Source organism: Nakamurella sp., from assembly GCF_044224575.1.
Taxonomy (GTDB): domain Bacteria; phylum Actinomycetota; class Actinomycetes; order Mycobacteriales; family Nakamurellaceae; genus Nakamurella.
The window spans coordinates 219,264-239,604 of sequence record NZ_JBGAKE010000001.1 but is presented as its reverse complement, the minus strand read 5'-3'; the positions used below and the strand labels follow the sequence as shown (position 1 = coordinate 239,604).

Annotated in this window: 12 protein-coding genes; all 12 read left to right on the top strand. The window is 72.8% G+C overall.

What is annotated here, in order from left to right:
- The first annotated feature begins 3 nt into the window (after window positions 1–3).
- Entirely contained in the window at window positions 4–777 is a 774-nt protein-coding gene (locus tag ACILSK_RS01070) for a hypothetical protein (protein WP_395725252.1), read from the top strand.
- Window positions 774–4,409, top strand: a complete 3,636-nt coding sequence (locus tag ACILSK_RS01065) for an Ig-like domain-containing protein (RefSeq protein ID WP_395725251.1) — start codon at window positions 774–776, stop codon at window positions 4,407–4,409. The genes ACILSK_RS01070 and ACILSK_RS01065 overlap by 4 nt, the downstream gene beginning before the upstream one ends.
- A 54-nt stretch (window positions 4,410–4,463) precedes the next feature.
- Window positions 4,464–6,962 (top strand): fibronectin type III domain-containing protein, encoded by a 2,499-nt coding sequence (locus ACILSK_RS01060; protein ID WP_395725250.1) that lies wholly within the window; start codon window positions 4,464–4,466, stop codon window positions 6,960–6,962.
- A gap of 37 nt (window positions 6,963–6,999) precedes the next feature.
- Complete coding sequence (locus tag ACILSK_RS01055; RefSeq protein WP_395725249.1) at window positions 7,000–7,974, top strand: AAA family ATPase; 975 nt, start codon at window positions 7,000–7,002, stop codon at window positions 7,972–7,974.
- Window positions 7,971–9,320, top strand: a complete 1,350-nt coding sequence (locus ACILSK_RS01050; RefSeq protein ID WP_395725248.1) for a DUF58 domain-containing protein — start codon at window positions 7,971–7,973, stop codon at window positions 9,318–9,320. Before ACILSK_RS01055 ends, ACILSK_RS01050 begins: the two co-directional genes overlap by 4 nt.
- A gap of 22 nt (window positions 9,321–9,342) precedes the next feature.
- Window positions 9,343–11,625: a transglutaminase family protein gene (locus ACILSK_RS01045; RefSeq protein ID WP_395725247.1), complete on the top strand. Its 2,283-nt coding sequence runs from the start codon at window positions 9,343–9,345 to the stop codon at window positions 11,623–11,625.
- Entirely contained in the window at window positions 11,622–16,106 is a 4,485-nt protein-coding gene (locus tag ACILSK_RS01040) for an FtsK/SpoIIIE domain-containing protein (protein ID WP_395725246.1), read from the top strand. The genes ACILSK_RS01045 and ACILSK_RS01040 overlap by 4 nt, the downstream gene beginning before the upstream one ends.
- A 143-nt stretch (window positions 16,107–16,249) precedes the next feature.
- Window positions 16,250–16,516 (top strand): WXG100 family type VII secretion target, encoded by a 267-nt coding sequence (locus ACILSK_RS01035; RefSeq protein WP_395725245.1) that lies wholly within the window; start codon window positions 16,250–16,252, stop codon window positions 16,514–16,516.
- Window positions 16,517–16,581: 65 nt separating this feature from the next.
- Window positions 16,582–17,568 (top strand): hypothetical protein, encoded by a 987-nt coding sequence (locus tag ACILSK_RS01030; protein WP_395725244.1) that lies wholly within the window; start codon window positions 16,582–16,584, stop codon window positions 17,566–17,568.
- Window positions 17,569–17,587: 19 nt separating this feature from the next.
- On the top strand, window positions 17,588–18,232 hold the full coding sequence (locus ACILSK_RS01025; RefSeq protein ID WP_395725243.1) for a hypothetical protein: 645 nt from the start codon (window positions 17,588–17,590) through the stop codon (window positions 18,230–18,232).
- Entirely contained in the window at window positions 18,229–18,936 is a 708-nt protein-coding gene (locus ACILSK_RS01020) for a hypothetical protein (protein ID WP_395725242.1), read from the top strand. The genes ACILSK_RS01025 and ACILSK_RS01020 overlap by 4 nt, the downstream gene beginning before the upstream one ends.
- Window positions 18,933–20,312 (top strand): hypothetical protein, encoded by a 1,380-nt coding sequence (locus tag ACILSK_RS01015; protein ID WP_395725241.1) that lies wholly within the window; start codon window positions 18,933–18,935, stop codon window positions 20,310–20,312. Before ACILSK_RS01020 ends, ACILSK_RS01015 begins: the two co-directional genes overlap by 4 nt.
- The last annotated feature ends 29 nt before the right edge of the window (window positions 20,313–20,341 follow it).

Here is a 20,341-nt window from a genome sequence, read left to right as displayed (position 1 = left end):
CCGATGACCGAAGCGTTGGATGTTCGCCGGGTCCGGATCGGGTTCTGCGGTGAGTGGTACGACGCCGACCCGGCCGCCGAGTTCGTCATCGGCCGGGAGGGTGACCTCGCCGTCGACGACAACCCCTACCTGCACCGGCGTTTCCTGGTGCTGACCTGGCAGCAGGACATGTGGTGGTTGGTGAACGCCGGAACCCAACTGTCGGCGACGATCTCGGACCCGGCCGGGGCCCTGCAGGCCTGGCTCGCGCCGGGCGGGCGGGTGCCGCTGGTCTTTCCCGACACCACTGTGCTGTTCACCGCCGGGCCCACCACCTACGAGATCGAGATCGTCTGTGAGGACCCGACCTTTACCCCGAGCCAGCTGGAACCCAGCAGTGGTATCGGCGCGACGACGATCGGCCCGGTGACCCTGACTCCCAGTCAGAAGCAGCTGATCGTTGCCCTGGCCGAACCGTTGCTCCGCCGGGAAGGAACCAGCATCAGCGCGATCCCGTCGTCGAAGGAGGCCGCCGCCCGCCTCGGGTGGGAGCTGACCCGCTTCAACCGCAAGCTGGACAACGTCTGCGACAAGTTCGATCGCCGCGGCGTTCGCGGGTTGCGGGGTGGTCCCGGGCAGCTGGCTTCGAACCGGCGCGCCCGGCTGGTCGAGCACGCGGTCACCGCCCGGGTGGTCACCGCCGACGACCTGAGCCTGCTCGACGGCGTGGACGCGGCCCGGTCCGGCATCGATCGGGCCGGTTCCGCCCGCTCCACGGCCGATGGGACGCCGGCGTGAGCGCCCGTCACCGGTGGCCGTGGTCCACCCGATCGACCGTCATCGTGGTCGTGACCACCCTGCTGGCGTCGGTGCTGGTGGTGCTGGGGGTGAACGCCCAGGGGTATCCGGTCACCGATGTGAATCTGTCCTCATCGACGGTCTGGGTGACGAACGAGGCCAAGGGCGTGGTCGGCCGCGTCAACCGGCAGATCGACGAGCTGAACTCGTCGGTCAAGGCGAACAAGCCGGCCTTCGACGTGCTGCAGGACGGCGACGCGGTGCTGGTCGTGGACCGGGTGAAGAACGAGGTCCGGCCGTTGGACGTGACCGTCGTCGCGCTCACCAGCCGGATCGGGATGCCGGAGAACGCGTCCGTCTCGTTCGGGGGCGGGGTCCTGGCGGTGGCCGACCCGGTGTCCGGGAATCTGTGGGCGGGAACGCCGGAGTCGCTGTCCGGCCTCGACCCGAAGACCGCACCGGCCCTGCTGACCACGGCGGCCGGCGCGCGGACGACGACGTCGGTGAACGGCACGGTGTTCGTGGTCGCACCGGGCAGCGACGCCTTGTGGTCCGTGACCATCGGCGGCACCGGTCAACCCGAGGGCTGGACCGCCGACGACCAGGGCACGCCGGTTCCGCCGGAACCCGGCCGGCTCGTCGGTGGGGCACTGACACCGGTGGCGGCCCAGGTGGTCTCCCAGGCGGCGCCGACCGTCGACCTCACCGCGGTGGGCGACACCCCGGTGGTGCTCGACCGGGCCACCGGTCAACTGATCCTGCCGGACCGGCGGGTCGACATTCCCGGAGGCGCCGACGGCGTGCTGCAGCAACCGGGGCCGGCGGCCGATGCCGTGCTGGTGGCCACCCGCAGCGGGTTGCTCCGGGTGCCGCTGGCCGGGGGCGACCCCCGGACCGTCGTCGACGGGATGTCCGGAACGCCCAGCGCCCCGGTCGGTCTGAACGGTTGCGCGCACGCGGCGTGGACCGGGAGCCGGCCCACCTACGCGGTGGCCTGTGGCACCGACGGACCCAAGATCGTGGACGTACCGAACGCCGACGCGTCGGCGACGCTGACCTTCCGGGTCAACCGGGACGTCATCGTCCTCAACGACCAGGCCACCGGCGCCATCTGGCTGGTCGACGCGGACATGAAGCTGATCACCAACTGGGACGACGTCCAGCAGCAGGACAGCTCCAGCGACGAGACCGCGCAGGACGGCGATCAGAACAGCTCCGACCAGCTGACCAACTCGCGCAACGACTGCGCCGCCACCAGCGCCGACGGCACCGGACCGGAGGCCGCCGCCGATCAGTTCGGCGTGCGGGCCGGCCGGACCACCGTGCTGCGAGTGCTGGACAATGACTCGTCGGCGGACTGCTCGATGCTGGCGGTCACGTCCGTGACGCCCCGGCCGACCGGCAATGACCCGGCGGCGGCGTCGATCACGATCGCGGAGGGTGGTCAGGCCGTCCAGGTGACGGTGCCGGCGACCGCATCCGGCCCGCTGCCGCCCTTCGAGTACACCGTCGACGACGGGCTGGGCCGGACGGCGACGGCCCCGGTGACCGTGACCGTGGCGGCCCCGGACGACACCCGGGCTCCCGCGAAGGTCCGCGATTCGGCGACGATCGTCGAGGTCGGTGGCACGGTGTCGTACAACGTGCTGCCCGATTTCCGCTCGCCGGTCGGCGAGGACCTGTCGTTGATCTCGGCGACCACCGACACGGACGACTCGGTGACGTTTCAGCCCAACGGCCTGGTGACGTTCCGGGACACCGGGTCGGCCGGCGCGATCAAGAAGGTCGTCGACCTGGTGATCTCGGACGGCACCGCGCAGGTGAACGGCAAGCTGACCATCGACGTGAAGGCCGAGGGGTCGACCAAGCCGGTACCCGGCCCGGTGGCGGCGACCGGCGCGGTGAACGAGGCGGTGACCGCCTTCCCGCTGCGCAGCGTGCTGTCCGGGTTGCGCGACACCGCCCGGGTGACCGCTGTCCAGCCGCTGGCGCCGGGCACGGCGGAGAAGCCGGCCATCGCCACCGCGACCCTCAACCCGCTCGACTCGACCGTGGCGCTGATCGGCACCGCGCCCGGCACGAGCTACTTCCTTTACACCGTGGTCGCGGGTTCGGCCAGCGCGACCGGCGTCATCCGCTTCGACGTCGCGGCGCCGCCGGACACCCCGCAGGCGCCGGTCGTCACGCCCGACGTGGGCTACCTGGTGCCCGGCCGCACCCTGGTGATCGATCCGCTGGCCAACGACCGCGACCCGATGGGATCGGTGCTGGCGGTGCAGTCGCTCACCCAGCCGGCGGACAGCCCGCTCACCGCCACCGTGCACGGCCTGAGCCTCGTGCAGGTCTCGTCGTCGCGAACCGTGCCGCCCGGTGGCGTCACCCTGACCTACGTGGCGGCCAACGCGGCCGGCAGCACCACCGGGCAGATCCGGGTGATTCCGGTGCCTGCCCCGCTGGTGCCGCAGCCGCCCGTCGCGTCGGACATCTCGGTGTCGGTCCGAGCCGGCGACGCGGTGACGATCCCGATCGGCACGTACGCCACCGACCCGACCGGTCAGACACTCAGCGTCAAGCCGTTCCCGGACGACACCCTGCCGGCCGATCAGGGTCTGGTGTTCGCCACCGACTCGGCGATCAGGTACCTGGCGCCGGCGATCCCGCCGCCGACCACCGTCCGGTTCAGCTACACGGTGCTCAACACCGATCTGCTGTCCGACACCCGCACGGTGACGGTCTCGGTGCTGCCGGCCGATCCGACCGTCAACAGCGCGCCGCAGAACCCGCCGCTCACCACGGCGCGGGTCTTCGCCGGGCGCACCACCGCGATCCCGTTGCCGCTGAACGGGCTCGACCCGGACGGTGACTGGGTGACGTTCGCCGGCCAGACCGACCCGGCGCCCACCCTGGGCCGGGTGGACAAGGTCGGACCGGCCACGCTGCGTTACACCGCGCTCGGTGCGTCCGGCCTGGACACCGCCGGGTACCTGGTGACCGATCCGTTCGGCAAGCAGGCCAAGGGTCAGCTGCGCGTCGCGGTCATCGCGCCCCCGGCCGTCGCGGAACCGCCGGTCGCGCCCGACCTGGACGTGGTGGTCCGGCCCGGCCGGACGGTCGGCGTGGACGCCATCGGCGCCGCGTCCGACCCCGGTGGGAACACCCCCTTCAGCTATGCCGATCCCGCGCTGGTGGTGCCGGCCGGCATCGACGCGCAGATCGGCGACGGCGTCGTGGTGGTCGACGCCGCGGACTCCGAAGGGGTCTTCCCGATCAAGTACACGGTGCGCAACGCCAAGGGCCTGGCCGCGTCCGGCATCCTGACGGTCACCGTCTCGGCGACCGCTCCGCTCGCCCTGCCGACCGCCACGGACGTCTTCGTCGACGCGTCGATGCTGTCCGCGGACGGATCGTCGGCGACGGCCGACGTGACCGGCTCGGTCACGAACCGATCCGGCCAGGTCGCCGATCTGACCGTGGCGGCCGATGGCACCGGCGTCGCCGTGTCCGGCCGGGCGGGCACCGCGCCGGTGACCGACCGCCGGCAGGTCATCGCCTACCGGGTCACCAACCTGGACGGCGACGCCGCCCGGGCGTTCGTCGTCGTGCCGTCCCGGGCCGAACTGGCCCCGGTGTAGCAGCCGGACCGGACCCAGTCGCAGCCGGCGGCGCCGCCGCAGGCCCGCGGCGACGTGCCGCCGTTCCGGATCAACGCCGGCGAGACCAAGAGCGTGCCGGTCGCCGACTACGTGGTCGTCGACGCCGGGCGCAGCGTGCAGGTGCCGGCCGGCGCCGCCACCACCGCCAGCCAGGGCACCGTGCAGCGACTGGACGATGGCCACCTGCAGTATTCGGTGCCCGAGGACGCCGCCGGCTCCGCGCTCATCAACGTGCAGGTGTCCGACGGCACCGCGGACCCGGTCTTCGTGCCCATCCCGGTGGAGATCATCCCGAAGGTCACGCCGCCGCCGACGTTCTCCGGCGCCACCATCAACGTGGAGAAGGGGTCATCGGCGACCCAGGACCTGGCCGGTCTGGTCGGCACGTCCACGCCGGAACAGGCCGCCGCCCTGACCTTCTCCGGTCCCACCGGGTTGTCGGGTGGGATCTCCGGGTCGCTGGACGGCTCCGTGCTGACCGTCACCGCCGACACGGCCGCGGCGCGCGGCACGTCGGCGACGGCCACCGTCACGGTCTCCGACGGCACCAACACGGTCAGCGGGGCGATCGCGGTCAACGTGGTCGGATCGACCGCGGCCCTGCCCACCGTTCAGGCCGCCCGCCAGGTGGAGGCCTCGGCCGGTGAACCGGTGACGGTGAACGTGCTCGAGGGCGCCTACAACCCGTTCCCGGACACCCCACTGATCGTCGTCGCGGCGACCGCATCGAACGGGACCGCGGTGCAGATCGCCGGCGGTTCGCTCACGATGACCCCGCCGGCCGGGGCGCTGGAGCAGTTCACCGTGTCGTTCACCGTCGCCGACGCCACCGGCGATGCCGACCGGCAGGTGCAGGGCACGCTGACGGTGATCCCGCTGGCCAAGCCGGATGCGCCGACCGCGGTGGTGGCGACGTCGCTGGGCAAGCCGGACAGCGTCGACGTGGCCTGGCGGGCGCCCGCCCTGACCCGGCCGGCGATCAGCGCGTTCACCGTGTACTGGAGCGGCGGATCGACCACCTGCGCCGGGGACGCCGGGCATTGCGAGGTCGGCCCGCTCACCCCCGGCACCGCCTACACGTTCGAGGTGGCGGCCACCAACGGCGAGGGGGAGGGACCGCGCTCGGCGCCGTCCGCGTCGATCACCCCGGACGTCGAGCCGGACACCCCGGCCGCGCCGGCGGCGACCTGGGCCGCGCCCGGGTCGATCACGGTGAACTGGCGGACGCCGAACAATCGGGGGTCGGCGATCGTGAGCTATCTGCTGACCACCAACACCGGCGACCAGCGCACGGTGGCCGCGGGCAGCACGACCGCGACGTTGACCGGGCTGGATCCCACCGTCCAGGTGAACGTGACGGTTTCGGCGACGAACTCCACCGGCAAGACGAGCCAGACCTCGGCACCGTCGAACTCGCTGTATCCCAGCGACACCACCCTGGCGCCGGGCACTCCCGGCCTGGTCGCGGGGAAGGATGCCGGCGGTACCCGCACCATCACCGCGACCTGGGCGGCGGCCGAGCCGCGCGGCGACCCGGCCGAGAGCTACCTGGTCTCGGTCAACGGGTCCACCGCCACCGTCACCGCGCCGACCACCAGCTACGTCATCGCGAACGTGCGCGACGGTCAGGAGTACACGGTGTCGGTGGTTGCCCGCAATCACGTGGGCGACTCGGCGGCCAGCGGGTCGGCGTCCCTGACCACCAACCCCGATGCGGCCGACGTCACCGACGCGGTCGCGACCGGGGCGGACCGCCAGATCCGGGTGACGGTGCAGGCCACCTCGACGGCGGGCGGGGCGATCGGGGAGTACCGGATCTTCGCCAACGGCACCCAGGTCGGCACCGGGGGCACCAGTCAGACGGTGACGGTCGGGGCCAACGGAACCTCATACACCTTCACCGCGCAGGCTTGCCTCAGCGGCTCGTGCAGCACGCAGACCGGCGACGCCAGGACCGCCAGCGCGTACGGGCCGGTCGGGGCGCCGAGCGTCGCGCACACCGACACCAGCCAGACCCAGGTCCGGTTCAACTGGACCCCCCCGGCCGACAACGGCCGCGGCCCGATGCAGACCAGTTACCAGGTCGATGGTGGCGGCTGGTCCGGCTGGGCCGACGGCGGCGGCTCGATCGTGGTCGGCAACGCCTGCGCCCAGGCGCATTCCATCGTCGTCCGGGCCCGGGACAGCGCCGGGCTGGAGGGCGCGCAGACCGCGTCCGCGTCCGGGAGTTCGGCCGCGTGCCCGCCGCCGCCGGCGACGGTCCAGAAGGTCATCTACGGCAACGCCACCGGGCACAAGGGCAGCGGCCCGACCTCGGTGACCTGCCTCGGGCCCAACTGCCGGTTCATCGCCGTGCAGGTCACCAACTTCCCGCCCAACACCCCGGTGCAGTGCACGGTCGTCGGGGTGACCGCCAACGCCAGGAACACCGACGGCAGCGGTGCCGTGTATGTGGACTGGGGCTGGTACTCGGGCACGCCGGACCAGGAGACCGCCACCTGTTCCGGGGGCGGGGTGACCAGGTCCGGATGACCAGAACACGAACACGAACTGTTGGGGGAGAGCACCGATGACGATGACTCCGGAGCACGCGTCCTGGTTCGCCGAGACGTTCGGCAAGCTGGTGGCCAATGTCGGCCAGGCCGTGCGGGGCAAGCCCCGGCCGATCGGGCTGGCGGTCACCTGCCTGCTGTCCGAAGGTCACCTGCTGCTCGAGGACTTCCCGGGCACCGGCAAGACGTCGCTGGCCCGGGCGCTCGCGGACACGCTGCAGGGCAACAGTTCCCGCATCCAGTTCACCCCCGACCTGCTGCCCAGCGACGTCACCGGGGTGACCATCTACGACCAGGCGACCAAGCGGTTCGAGTTCCACAAGGGCCCGATCTTCGCGTCCATCGTGCTGGCCGACGAGATCAACCGGGCGTCGCCGAAGACCCAGTCGGCGCTGCTGGAGGTGATGGAGGAGGCCAAGGTCACCGTCGACGGCGTCTCCCACTCGGTGGGCAACCCGTTCATGGTGATCGCCACCCAGAACCCCATCGAGCACGCCGGCACCTACCGGTTGCCGGAGGCGCAACTGGACCGCTTCCTGATCAAGACCTCCCTGGGGTACCCGGACCACGCGGCGACGGTGGAGATCCTGGCCGCCGCCCAGACCCGCAGCCACCGGCTGGAGATCGCGCCGCTGATCACGCCGACCGCGGTGGTCGACATGGCCGAGTTGGCCGCCTCCGTGCACGCCGACCCGTCGGTCCTGGACTACGTCGCGCAGATCGCCGAGCAGACCCGCACCTCGCCCCTGACCAGCCTGGGCGTGTCGGTCCGGGGATGCCTGGCGCTGCTGCGGGCCAGCCGCACCTGGGCCGCCGCGCACGGCCGGCACTACGTCACCCCGGACGACGTCAAGGCGCTGGCCGAACCCGTACTGGCGCATCGCATCCTGCTCGACGCCGAGGCCGAGTTCGCCGGCACCACGGTGGCCGACGTGCTCGGTCAGATCCTCGCCGAGGTGCCGCCGCCGGAGCGTCGCGGAGTCCCGGCGTGACGCTCACCGCGGACCGGCCGGCCGCCTCGTCACCCCCGCGGTCGGCCGCTGCCCCGCCGGCCGGGGAGCCGGTGCCGACCCGGCCCTCGCTCGGTGGGCGGCTGCGGCGGGCCGCGTGGGGCCTCCGTCGCACCGCCGCCCGCGTCGTCGGCACGGTCCGTTCCCGGCTGCGGCCGGTCACCGGCGTGATCACCACCCTGGGCCGGACCGCGCTGGGCGCCGCCGCGGTGCTGCTGCTGTTCGCGTTCTGGGGCGGCTGGGTCGAGTTTGCGGTGGCCGGGGTCGCCCTGCTGGTCGCGGTGCTGGCGGCGCTGCTCTTCTCGATCGGGCGTTCCAAGTACCGGGTGGAGATCGACCTGCGCACCCGGCGGGTCGTCGTCGGGGAACCCGCATCCGGCCGGATCCTGGTGTCCAGCACCGCGTCCCGCCCGATGCTCGCGTCGCGGCTGGAACTGCCGATCGGCGCCGACGTCGGCCGGCTCGCCGTTCCGGCGCTGCAACCCGGCGAGCAGCACGAGGAGCTGTTCGTGGTGCCCACCCAGCGCCGCGCGGTGATCACCGTCGGCCCGGCCCGGTCGGTCCGCGGGGACGCGTTCGGGCTGGTGCGGCGGGAGGTCCGCTGGACCGACCCGCAGCTGCTCTACGTGCACCCCCGGACGACCTCGCTGTCGGGCGCGGTGGCCGGCTTCTTCCGGGATCTCGAAGGCCAACCGAGCGACGACCTGGCCACCGACGACCTCTCGTTCCACGCGCTGCGCGGGTACGTGCCCGGTGATGACCGCCGGAACATCCACTGGCGGACCTCAGCCCGGTCGGGGGCACTGATGGTGCGCCAGTTCGTGCAGACCCGCCGGTCGCACATCGCCGTCGCGCTGTCCACCGACGCCGCCGAATACGCCGACGCCGACGAGTTCGAACTGGCCATCGAGGCCGGCGCATCGGTGGTGGTTCAGGCGGCCAAGGAGGGCCGCGAGCTGACCCTGATCACCGGTCCGGTCTCGTTGCCGTCCGGCCCCGTCCGGCGCACCCTGGACCAACTGGCCGGGGTGGGCCTGGACACCGACGCCCCACGGTCGGCGGCCGCCGAGACGGGTGTCGCGGCCGCCGCCCGCCGGGTCGTCGAGGTCGCCCCCGACGTGTCGATCGTGTTCCTGCTGTGCGGCTCGACGCCTACTCCGGCCCAGATCCGTCGGGCCGGAGCGCTGCTGCCGCTGGGCGTCCGGGTGGTGGCGGTGCGGGCGGTGCCCGGGATCGCGCCGACGGTCCGGCGGATCTCCGGGGTCACCGTGGTCACCGTCGGGTCACTGGACAAGCTGCCGCCGACCCTGCGCAAGGTCCGCGGATGACGGCGCGGTCGGGGGCCCGGACGTGACCGGGCGAGCTCGGTCCCTGGGCCCGGCGGCCGTCGACGCGGCGGTGATCGCCGCGCTGGTCGTGGTGGCATCCCTGGCGTTCGGCGGTGCCTACGGCGGCACCCGGTGGCTGATCGCCGTCGCCGGCGGAGCGGTGATCGGAGCGGCGGCCGCGCTGCTCGCCGCCCGGCTGCGCCGGCCCTGGTGGGGCACGGTGCTTGCCGCCCTGCTGGGCTACCTGGCCTTCGGAGCGGCGCTGGCCGTCCCGTCCACCGCCATCGGCGGGGTCGTGCCGAGCGCCGAATCGCTGCGGCTGCTCACCCTCGGCGTGAGCACGTCCTGGCAGCAGCTGCTCACGGTGGCGGTGCCCGTCGGCACGTCCGGGGCGTTGATGATCCCCGCGTACCTGACGGCCCTGGCCACGGCCGCGGTGGGCACGAGTATCGCGGTGCGCACCCGGCGGCCGGCGTGGGCGCTGACCGCGCCGCTGGCGATGCTGTTGGTTGCCGCCCTGTTCGGGTCGGCAACGCCGTGGCTGCCGGTGGTCGCCGGGCTCGGCGTCGCCGTCGGCGGCCTGACGTGGGCATCCTGGCGGACCCGGACCGCCGGTTCCGGGCTGGACCTGCGCCGCCCGCTCTCGGCCGTGGTGGTGCTGGCCGCCGCCGCGTCGGCCGGCCTGTACCTGGGGCCGCAGCTGGACGTGGGCGAGCGGTACGCGCTGCGGGAAACCGTCCAGCCGCCGTTCGACCCGCAGCAGTACCCGAGCCCGCTGGTCGGCTTTCGCAAGTACTTCAAGGAGCAGCGGAAGGCCGACCTGTTCACCGTCACCGGGTTGCCGGCCGGTGGCCGCATCCGGCTGGCCGCGCTCGACGACTACAACGGCGTCACCTACGCCACCTCCGGCACCGTCGACCCGTTCCGCAAGGTCGGCGACCACATCACCGATGACCAGGCCGCCCCGGGCTCGACGGCGGCCGCCGTCGACGTCACGATCGAGGACTACCGAGGGGTGTTCCTGCCGATCGGCGGCAATCTGACCGGGCTCACCTTCGACGCCGGCGACCGGACCCGGCTGCAGGACGCCTTCCGCTATTCGCCGGGCAACGCGACCGGGGTGGTGGTCACCGGGCTGTCCGCCGGCGACGCCTACCGGTCGGACGTGTTGATCACCCCGCCCGCCGCGGAGCTGAATCTCGGCTCGACGCCCTTCGAAAAGGTCACGTTGCCCGCGCCGGGCAAGATCCCGGACGAGGTCAAGACGCTGGCCGGCACGCTCAGCGAACCGGCCGGCACCCCGTACGAGAAGGTCGCGGCGATCCAGAAGGGTTTGGCCGACCAGGGTTTTCTGTCCCACGGCACCCAAGGGGAGGAGCCGTCGGCGTCCGGGCACGGCCTGGACCGGCTGAGCGCGCTGGTCGGCGACCGGGCGCTGGTGGGTGACCAGGAGCAGTTCGCGCCGACGATGGCGTTGATGCTGCGGTCGTTGGGCATCCCGGCGCGGGTGGTGATGGGCTTCGCGCCGCCCACCGGACCCGCCGCGGCCGATGGGAACGACCCATCGGCCCCGGCCGGCGCCGGCGGGTGGACCGTGCAGGGCGCGGACGCCACCGCGTGGGTGGAGGTTCCGTTCCAGGGGGTCGGCTGGGTCGCCTTCGATCCCACCCCGGACGACCAGCGCACCGAGCAGGAGCCGGACCCGCAGCCGGAGGTGGCGCCGCGGGCCCAGGTGCTGCAGCCGCCGCCGCCGCCGCAGCCACCGCAGGAGGTCGCGACCGACGACGTCGATCGCAGTAGTGGCGATCAGGACCAGGGCAACACCGCCGACGACGACCAGGCCGACTCGGGCGCCCTGCTGCGCACGATCCTGCTGGTCACCGCCTGGGTCGGCATCCCGCTGCTGCTGATCGGCGGCCCGATCGCGCTGATCCTCTGGCTCAAGGCGCGGCGCCGTCGGCGGCGTCAGGAGGAGGCCGTCGTCGCCGACCGGTTCGCCGGTGGCTGGGACCAGATCATGGACGTGGCGACCGATCTCGGCTACTCCGGGGATCGGGGGCGGACGCGGGCGGAGACCGCCGCCGACCTGGACGATGCCTTCGGCGGGTCCACCGTGCTGCTCGCCCGGCGGGCCGACGCCCGGGTGTTCGGCCCCGAAGACCTCGACGACGTCGACGCCCGGCTGTTCTGGGCGGACGTCGACGCCGCCGCGCTCGGCCTGAGCGCGGGCCGCAGTCGCTGGCGGCGCGGCCTCGCGGCAGTGTCGCTGCGGTCGCTGCGCCGGCGCCGCGGAGGTCGCCCGTGAGGCTCAAATTCTCCTTCGCCCGGGCGGGGGGAGCAACCGTCGACCTGGTGGCGACCGCCGATGCCACGGTGACGGTGGGCGACCTGGCCGCCGCGCTCGATCGGTGCGACCCGGACCGGGAGTTCCGCGCGGGACCCGACCCCGGCGCCCGGCCGGCATCCCGGTTGACCCTGCGGGTGCACTCCGGATCGAGTCCGACCGGGCCGAGCGCGGTGCTGTCCGCGGACCTGCCGCTGTCCGTGAGCGGGCTGCGGTCGGGTTCGCTGGTCACGTTGGCCGCCGTCAGCGACCGGTTCGTCGGCTCCCGCGACCACCGGGGCACGGCCGCGGCCACCCTGTCCGTCCTGTCCGGACCCGACGCGGGACAGGAGTTCCCGCTGGCCGAAGGCACCAGCGTGATCGGTCGGGATGCCGGCTGCGACGTGCGGCTGACCGACCCGCTGGTCTCCAAACGGCACGCCCGGATCACCGTCGGCGATGCCGCCGAGATCGTCGACACCGGATCCGCGAACGGGCTGATCATCGGTGGGGCCCAGGTGCCGCGGGCCGTGGTCCGCCCGCACGACCGGATCATCCTGGGGGAGACGGCGATCGGCATCACGGTGCACCGCACCGCCGCGGCGGCCCTGGCGCAGACCGCCGACGTGGACTTCAACCGGTCGCCCCGGCTGGACCCGACCTTCCCGGGGGAGGAATTCCAGGCTCCCGACCCGCCGGAGAAGCCGCAACGCCAACGGTTCCCGCTCATCGCCAGCCTCGCCCCGTTGGTGATGGGCGCCGTGCTGTTCGCGTTCACCCGCAGCGCGCTGTCCATCGTCTTCGTCGCGCTGTCCCCGCTGTTCATGATCGGCAACTGGGTCGACAACCGGATCCAGAACCGTCGGCTGGTGCGCGACGGTGACCGGGAGTTCGCCGCGGCCGTGCACCAGCTGCGCGAGGAGATCGCCACCGCGCTGGCCCGGGAACGGGTCGGACGGCTCGCCGAATGCCCGTCCACCGCCGAGGTGGTCGACGCGATGCGCCGGCAGACGCCGCTGTTGTGGACCCGGCGGCGCGAGCACGAGCGGATGCTCACCATCCGCCTCGGGGTGGGGACGCAGCCCAGCCGGCACACCGTCGAACTGCCGAACCGCAGCCGCACCCAACCCCGGCACTGGCTGGCCCTGGCCGCGGTGCGGGACGCCGCCGCCGAGGTTCCGGGTGTGCCGGTGGTCGGCGATCTGCGGGATTCGGGTTCGATCGGGGTGGCCGGGCCGCGGGCGGCGGCGGTCGGGGTGGGCCGCGGCCTGGTCGCCCAACTCGCCGGCCTGCATTCACCGGCCGATCTGACCGTCGTCGCGTTCGTCTCGGCGGACACCATCGGCGACTGGGGATGGCTGAAATGGTTGCCGCACAACGGCTCCGCCTTCTCGCCGGTCACCGGGCCGCAGCTGGCCGGGGAGGCGGCAGCCGGCTTGCGGCTGGTCGCCGAGCTCGAAGAACTGATCATCCGCCGGACCGCCGTCAGCGCGGCAGACACGGACGCCCCGCCCTGGCCGGCCGTCGTTGCGGTGATCGAGGACGCGGCCCCGGTCGAGCGGTCCCGGTTGGTCGGGCTGGCGGAGAGCGGGCCGCTGGCCGGCGTGCACGTTCTCTGGATCGCCGGCGGCCAGGAGCGACTGCCCGCCGCCTGCCGCACCTTTCTGGCCGTGGCCGACGGCAGCGGTACGGTTGCGGCCGGTTTCGTCCGGGCGGGCGCGCAGATCGCGCCCGTCGTGTGCGAAACCCTGGACGGGCCGACCGCATCGGCGGCGGCTCGCGCCCTCGCGCCGGTCGGCGACGCCGGCGTGCGGATCGAGGACGACTCGGACCTGCCCCGGTCGGTCTCGTTCCTGGCCCTGGTCGGGGCGGATCTCGCGGCCGACCCGGCAGCGGTGCTGGAACGCTGGCGCGAGTCCGAGTCGATCGTGCGGCGGGGTGGCGAGAAGCCCACGCGCCGGCGCAATCTGGGCCTGCGCGCGGTGGTCGGCCAGTCCGCCGGTGAATCGCTCACGCTGGATCTGCGCAGCCAGGGACCGCATGCCCTGGTGGGTGGGACGACCGGCGCCGGGAAGAGCGAGTTCCTCCAGTCCTGGGTGCTCGGGATGGCCGCCGGCTACAGCCCGGACACGCTGACGTTCCTGTTCGTGGACTACAAGGGCGGCGCCGCGTTCGCCGAGTGCATCTCGCTGCCGCACAGTGTCGGCATGGTGACCGACCTGTCCCCGCACCTGGTCCGGCGCGCGCTCACCTCGCTCAACGCCGAACTGCGGCACCGGGAGCACATTCTCAACGCCAAGAAGGTCAAGGACCTGCTGGAGCTGCAACGCCGCGGCGACCCCGACGCGCCGCCCAGCCTGGTCATCGTGGTCGACGAATTCGCCGCGCTGGTCCAGGAGGTGCCCGAGTTCGTCGACGGGGTGGTCAACGTCGCCCAGCGCGGGCGCTCCCTCGGCCTGCACCTGATCCTGGCCACCCAGCGCCCGGCCGGCGTGATCAAGGACAACCTGCGGGCGAACACGAACCTGCGGATCGCGCTGCGGATGGCCGACGCCGCCGACTCCACGGACGTGCTGGGCTCGCCGCTGGCGGCCGACTTCTCACCGGACATTCCCGGGCGCGGCGCGGCCAAGACCGGCCCGGGCCGGATCACCGGCTTCCAGACCGGCTACGTCGGCGGGTGGACCGGCCGCGGCGAGGAACGAGTTCAGTTGGACCTGCACGAGTTGACCTTCGGCGCCGGCCGGGCCTGGGAGGAGCCGGCCGAGGTGAGTGCGGCCGGCGGGGCCGAGTCCGGGGCGGAGCTCGGACCGACCGATATCGCCCGGTTGGTGGGCACCGTCTCCGAGGCGGCCCGCCGGGCCGAGATCCCGGAACCGCGCCGGCCCTGGCTGCCCGAGCTCGCCGGCACCTACGACCTGCAGTTCCTGCGCCAACGCACCGACCACGAGCTGATCCTCGGGGTGCTGGACGACCCGGGGCGGCAGGAGCAGCGCAGCGTCGCCTTCCAGCCGGACGTCGACGGCAACCTGGCGGTGTACGGCACCGGCGGCGCCGGGAAGTCCACGCTGCTCCGCACCCTCGGCATCGCCGCCGGCATCACCCCGCGGTCCGGGCCGTGCCACGTGTACGGGCTGGACTTCGGGTCGGCCGGGTTGCGAATGCTCGAACCACTGCCGCACGTCGGGTCGATCATCTCCGGCGACGACACCGAACGGGTCGTCCGGTTGATCCGGTTCCTGCGCGAACTGGTCGAGGAACGCGCCGTCCGGTACGCGGCCGCACGGGCCGGGACGATCACCGAGTACCGGCAGATCACCGGTCGCGCCGACGAACCGCGGGTGCTGGTCCTGCTCGACGGGCTGGCCGGATTCCGGGCCGAATACGAGTTCGCCGGCCGGGCCAACCATTTCGGGTCCCTGACGCAGGTCGCGGCCGACGGCCGGCCGGTCGGCGTGCACCTGGTGGTCTCAGCCGACCGGCCCGCCACCGTGCCGGCCGCGCTCGGTTCGACCATTCAACGGCGGGTGGTGCTCCGGCTGGCCGACGACAACGATTATCTGATGCTCGACACCGGCACCGACGTGCTGGACGCCTCGTCGCCGCCCGGTCGCGGGGTGCTGGACGGAAAGGACCTCCAGGTGGCCGTGTTCGGCGGCGCCGCCAATGTGGCCGAGCAGGCCCGGGCGATCGACCGGCTCGCCGGCACCCTGCGGTCGCGCGGCACCGCGCCGGTGCCGGAGATCCGCCGGCTGCCCGAGGTGGTCCACGCGGGCGACCTGGCCGCCGCTGTCGCCGCGGCCTCCCGGACCGGAACCCCCGGTCAGCCGGGCGGACTCGCCGGCCGGCTGGTGATCGGGCTGGCCGATGACACCCTCGGACCGGTGGCGATCGAGCCGAGCGGGGTGTTCCTGCTGGCCGGACCGCCCGGGTCGGGCCGCACGACCTGCCTCGGAGCGCTGGCCACCGCGGCGGTCCGGCGGCGACCGAACGCCGACCGGTACTACCTGGGCAACCGGCGGTCACCGCTGGCGGCGACGCTGCCCGGCCGGCTGGGGTGGACCGACGCAGCCGACAGTCCGGAGCGGGTGGCCGAACTGGCCGGCAAGCTGGCGTCGAGCCTGGCCGCGGCGCCGCCCACGCTGGTGGTGATCGAGGGGCTGACCGACTTCCTGTCCGGCCCGGCCGAGATGGCGCTGCAGGAACTGGTCAAGGTCGTCAAGGCCGGAGATCACCTGCTGCTCGCCGACTCCGAGACCTCGACCCTCACCTCGTCCTGGCCGCTGGTGCAATCCGTGCGGTCGGCCCGCCGCGGGCTGGCGCTGCAACCCGACCAGACCGAGGGTGACGCGATCTTCCGCACCAGCTTTCCCCGGATCACCCGCGCCGAGTTCCCGCCCGGCCGCGGCCTGCTCGTCGAAGGAGGCAAGACCAGGAAGGTGCAGATCGCACTGCCGGACTGAGGTCGCGGCCCGGGACCGCGTCGATGGGGACTCGTCCCCATCGACGGATCCGGATCGGACCCAGAGACTGGACCCGACGCCGCGCGAGCGGCAACCACCACACTACGGACCGAGAATGGTCCGTCCGAAGGGGAGTGAACGGTATGGCCATGTTCGGAATGGACATCAGCGAGGTCCGCACGCTGGCGACCAACCTGCAGACCGCGTCGTCGGACATCACCCACATGATCAGCCGGCTCAACGGCGAGCTGGCCAAGACCACCTGGGTCGGCCCGGACCGTCAGCGGTTCGAGAGCGATTGGCAGTCGCACCACGTCACCGCGTTGCAACAGGTGGCGCAGGCGTTGACCGACGCCGGCATGCTGGCGACGAACAACGCCCAGCAGCAGGAAGACGCCTCCAACGCCTGACGCCGCGGGCCGGCTCCGGCCTGGAGTCCGGACACCGTGACCCGAGAACCGGGGAGGGGGAGCAGATGAGTCAGATGGTCGGGGCCGACGTCGCCGAACTCCGCGCGCTGGCGGCCACGTTCGAGGGCAGCGCAGCACAGTTGGGTTCCATCGATAGCCAGGTCTCCTGGCGCATCCACTCCGCTCCCTGGCACGGGGCCGATGTCAGCCGGTTCCAGCACGACTGGACCTCCGTCCACCGGCGGTCGATCGCGAACGCGGCGACCTCGCTGGCCGCCGCCGCCCAGGTGTTGCGCGCCAACGCCGACCAGCAGGAGCTGGCCAGTGACGCAACCTTTGGCGGCCGGGTGCCCGCGGTCGGGCAGTTCCTGGCGGGGCGGCCCGACGCCGTGGACCGGGTCGACGACCGCGGTTGGATCACGCGGGTGCTGGACCTCACCGAATCGGTGCCCTGGCGGATCGTCAGCGCGGCCGACACCATCCACGACGCAGCCGAAACCGGCGTCGAGATGGTCGAGAAGTGGGGCGCGAAAGGCACTCTGGTCGAGAAGTTTCTGCAGGCCGCTCCCGAAGAGCTGACGACGCTCGGAAAGGTCGGCCGATGGCTCGGTCCCGTCGGCATGGTCGTCGACGGACTCGAGTTCGGTAACGACCTGCGGCACGGGGACGGCTGGGGGATGGCCCTGAGCGCGGCCTCCTTTGCCGTCACCGGCGTGGCCACCTTGGCCGCCTTCGGGCTCGGGGGCGCCCTGATTGTCGGCGCGGCCCCGGCGCTGGCGGTAGGGGCGGCCGTGGTGGGGCTGGCCAGCCTTGCCTACCACGAGCGCGAAGCCATCGGGAAGTTCGCCGGCGCGGTGGGGGGAACCGTGGCCAAGGCCGGGGCATGGGCGGCGGACCGGGCCGTCGATCTGGGTCGCAGCCTCGTCCAAGGAGCGGCCGACGGGGCCAGGACGGTGGCCGACACGGCCGGTGGGATCGCCCGGTCGGTCACCGAAGCCGGCCGGAACTTCGTCGACGGGATCTTCCGGAAGCCGGCGTGGACGCCGTGGTGAGTAGGACAGGGGACCGAAAATGACCTCATCCGCTGCAGACCCAGCGGCGCCGATCGGCATCACCGCGCACGAGCTTCGCTATCTGTTCAATCTGGAGCCGACCGAGGTCGCGCGGGCGAACCGGCGCCGATTCAGTTTGCCCGAGGTTGCCGACGAGTCGGACGCCATCGGCGCCGGCGCCGCGACCTTACTCGTCCGGGGCCTGGCCAGGGTCGCCGATGGCACATTGGTGCTCGACGAGATCACCGGCCTGATCGGTTACGTCATCACGCACGCACGGGTGTGGACAGAGCTGGCGCTGCTGGCTCCCGAGATCACCGATGGCGCGCTCATCCTGACTGCCGACGACCTCAGCCTGCTGTTCACCCCACGCTCCCTGGCAATCTTCGAGGTCGTTGCGTTGCGGCCGGGCAGCCCGGTCCGGGACACCGTTCTCCCCCTGGCCCGGGCCTTCCTGGACGAGTCGGACGACCGGATCGCGGTGGTCCGCGCATCGACCGACACCGGTGAGGAGTCGGCCGCGGTCGTCCGGATCGGTGGCGACCGGTGGCGCGTCGCGCACGACGTCCCCCGACCCGGTGCCCCGGAGCTTCCCGCGTCGGCCTACGTCGACCGGGACCGGGTGAGCGCGCTGGCCGACCTGGCGAAGGTGGTCACTCGATGACATCGACCATCGCCCAACCCGTTCCGACGGTCGCCCTGTCATTGCCCGAGCTCGTCTACCTGCTGCACCTGGCCCCGGCGGACGGGCAGGCGCTGACCCGGGAGCGGCTGCAGCTGGTCGCCGAACCGGATCAGGATGTGCTGCGCTCGGGGCTGTCCGCGCTCGCCGCCCGCGCCGGGGTCGGCATCACGCGCGGGTCGATCCGGCCCACGCCGGAGAACGCCGTCGTTGCCGCCGTGCTGGCCACCGCGCAGCGGTGGGTGGAGATCGGCGTGGCCGGCGGGGGACGATCCGAGGTGGTGCACGTCGTCGAGGGCAGCGGGGCCGTCCTGATCGTCAACCGCCGACCGCTGGGTGTGCTCGAATTCGCCGGCCTGCGCCCGGGAGTGGCGATCGCGGCGGCGGTACTGCAGATCCTGACCCCGCTCTCCGCAGTCGACGCGACGGGCCGGGTGGTCGTCAACGCGGTCGGCTTCGGCGGGCCGACCGCCGCCATTCACGGCGTGCGGCGAGGTGCGGGTTGGACGTTGGCCCGATGGCCCGGGGCCGAGCCGTTGGTGCCGGACGACGTCCGGCGGGCGGCGGACGGTGCGAACCCAACGACCGGGTGGGCGAACCTGGGCCACGGCAGTGCTGCGGACCTGCTGTCCTGGGCGGCCATCACCGTGGGTGGCGGCGCGCCGGCCGGGGGGCCGTCCGCATGACGATGGTCGGAGCCGACCTGGATGAGCTGGAACGGCTCGCCGCCGTCCTGGACGAGGCGGCGGGGGAGACCCGGCGGATCGAGTGGTTGGCGAGTTCAAGACTTTTCGTCGCCGAGTGGGCCGGTGCGGACATCGACGACGTCCGCCTGCGGTGGAACAGTGGCTGTCGGCCGGGTCTGCGTCGGACCACCGAGTCGTTGCACGATGCCGCCCGGCAGATCCGGCAGCAGGCCGAGCAGCAGCGCCGCGCCTCGGATGCCGGTTGGTACTACACGCGGTCGATCACGGACCGGCGCGCCATCGCGGAGGTGTTGGGGGACTGGTGGAACGGGGCCATCGGCGTCGGTCGCTCGTTCCTGCAGACCGTCGGGCGGGTGACCGGGAACCTGCTGGTCGGGCTGGGGTCGCTCGCGCTGGACGGCGCGAGCGCGGTCGCCCGGGTCGCCGCCGGGATCGGCCAGGAACTGGCCGACGCCGGCCGGTCGATCTTCGACGACGTCGTGGTCCCCGCCCTCGAGCGAGACCTGTTCGAACTGTACGACTGGGCCGCCGCCTTGCCGCTGGTCGGCGAACTGGTCGAGCAGACCGCGGGGGTGGTGCCCGCCGATTCCCTGGTCGGTGGGGTCGGCGGGCAACTCGATGTCAGCCGGATCTACGACAACCTTGCGGACAACTACGGTGGGCCGGGGCACATCGAGGTGCAGACCGTGCGCGGAGCGGACGGCCAGTTGCGCTACGTCGTTTACATCCCGGGTACCCAGGAATGGTTGCCGGGCACGAACAACCCCGCTGACGTCATGTCGGACCTCGAGGTGGGTGGGTTGCACGACGACACCCCCCTGTCCATCGCCGTCGAACGAGCGATCAAGGCGTCCGGAGTACCCGACGGCGCTGCGCTGGTACTGGCGGGGCACAGCCTGGGCGGGCTGACCGCGGTGCAGATGTCCCGCGATCCGGACTTCACCGCCCGCTATCAGGTCGAGGGGGTGTTCACCGCCGGCGCCGGAACCGACAACACGGCGCCGCCGGCCGGTGTGCAATTCCAGGCATTGCGGCACTACAACGATATCGTCTCCTGGCTGGGTGATTCCGAACCGATCGCGACCGTTCGCCCCGGTCAGCAGGAGCACTGGTCGTTCGGTCCGAGTGCGTGGAGCCCGCTGGACAACCACAACATGCCCGGCTACCAGAACGACGCCCGGCACCTGCAGGACCAGGGCGCCTTCGCGGCGACGGAGAATGCGCTGTCCGGCTTCTTCGGCCCCGGGTCGACCGTGGTGGACACCCACGGCTACGAGGCGCGCAAGCTGCCGATCATCGGTGACGATCCCCGGATCGTCCAGGCCCCGGCCTCGGCCGGTGGAAAGGCGGCGTGAATGACCCCCGGTTCCTTCTGCGGATCCTG

Bases quoted from the DNA above. Each gene is read 5' to 3' on its own strand.
- ACILSK_RS01070 (WP_395725252.1), top strand. From the start codon at position 4: ATGACCGAAGCGTTGGATGTTCGCCGGGTCCGGATCGGGTTCTGCGGT.
- ACILSK_RS01055 (WP_395725249.1), top strand. From the start codon at position 7,000: ATGACGATGACTCCGGAGCACGCGTCCTGGTTCGCCGAGACGTTCGGC.
- ACILSK_RS01035 (WP_395725245.1), top strand. From the start codon at position 16,250: ATGGCCATGTTCGGAATGGACATCAGCGAGGTCCGCACGCTGGCGACC.
- ACILSK_RS01030 (WP_395725244.1), top strand. From the start codon at position 16,582: ATGAGTCAGATGGTCGGGGCCGACGTCGCCGAACTCCGCGCGCTGGCG.
- ACILSK_RS01025 (WP_395725243.1), top strand. From the start codon at position 17,588: ATGACCTCATCCGCTGCAGACCCAGCGGCGCCGATCGGCATCACCGCG.
- ACILSK_RS01020 (WP_395725242.1), top strand. From the start codon at position 18,229: ATGACATCGACCATCGCCCAACCCGTTCCGACGGTCGCCCTGTCATTG.
- ACILSK_RS01015 (WP_395725241.1), top strand. From the start codon at position 18,933: ATGACGATGGTCGGAGCCGACCTGGATGAGCTGGAACGGCTCGCCGCC.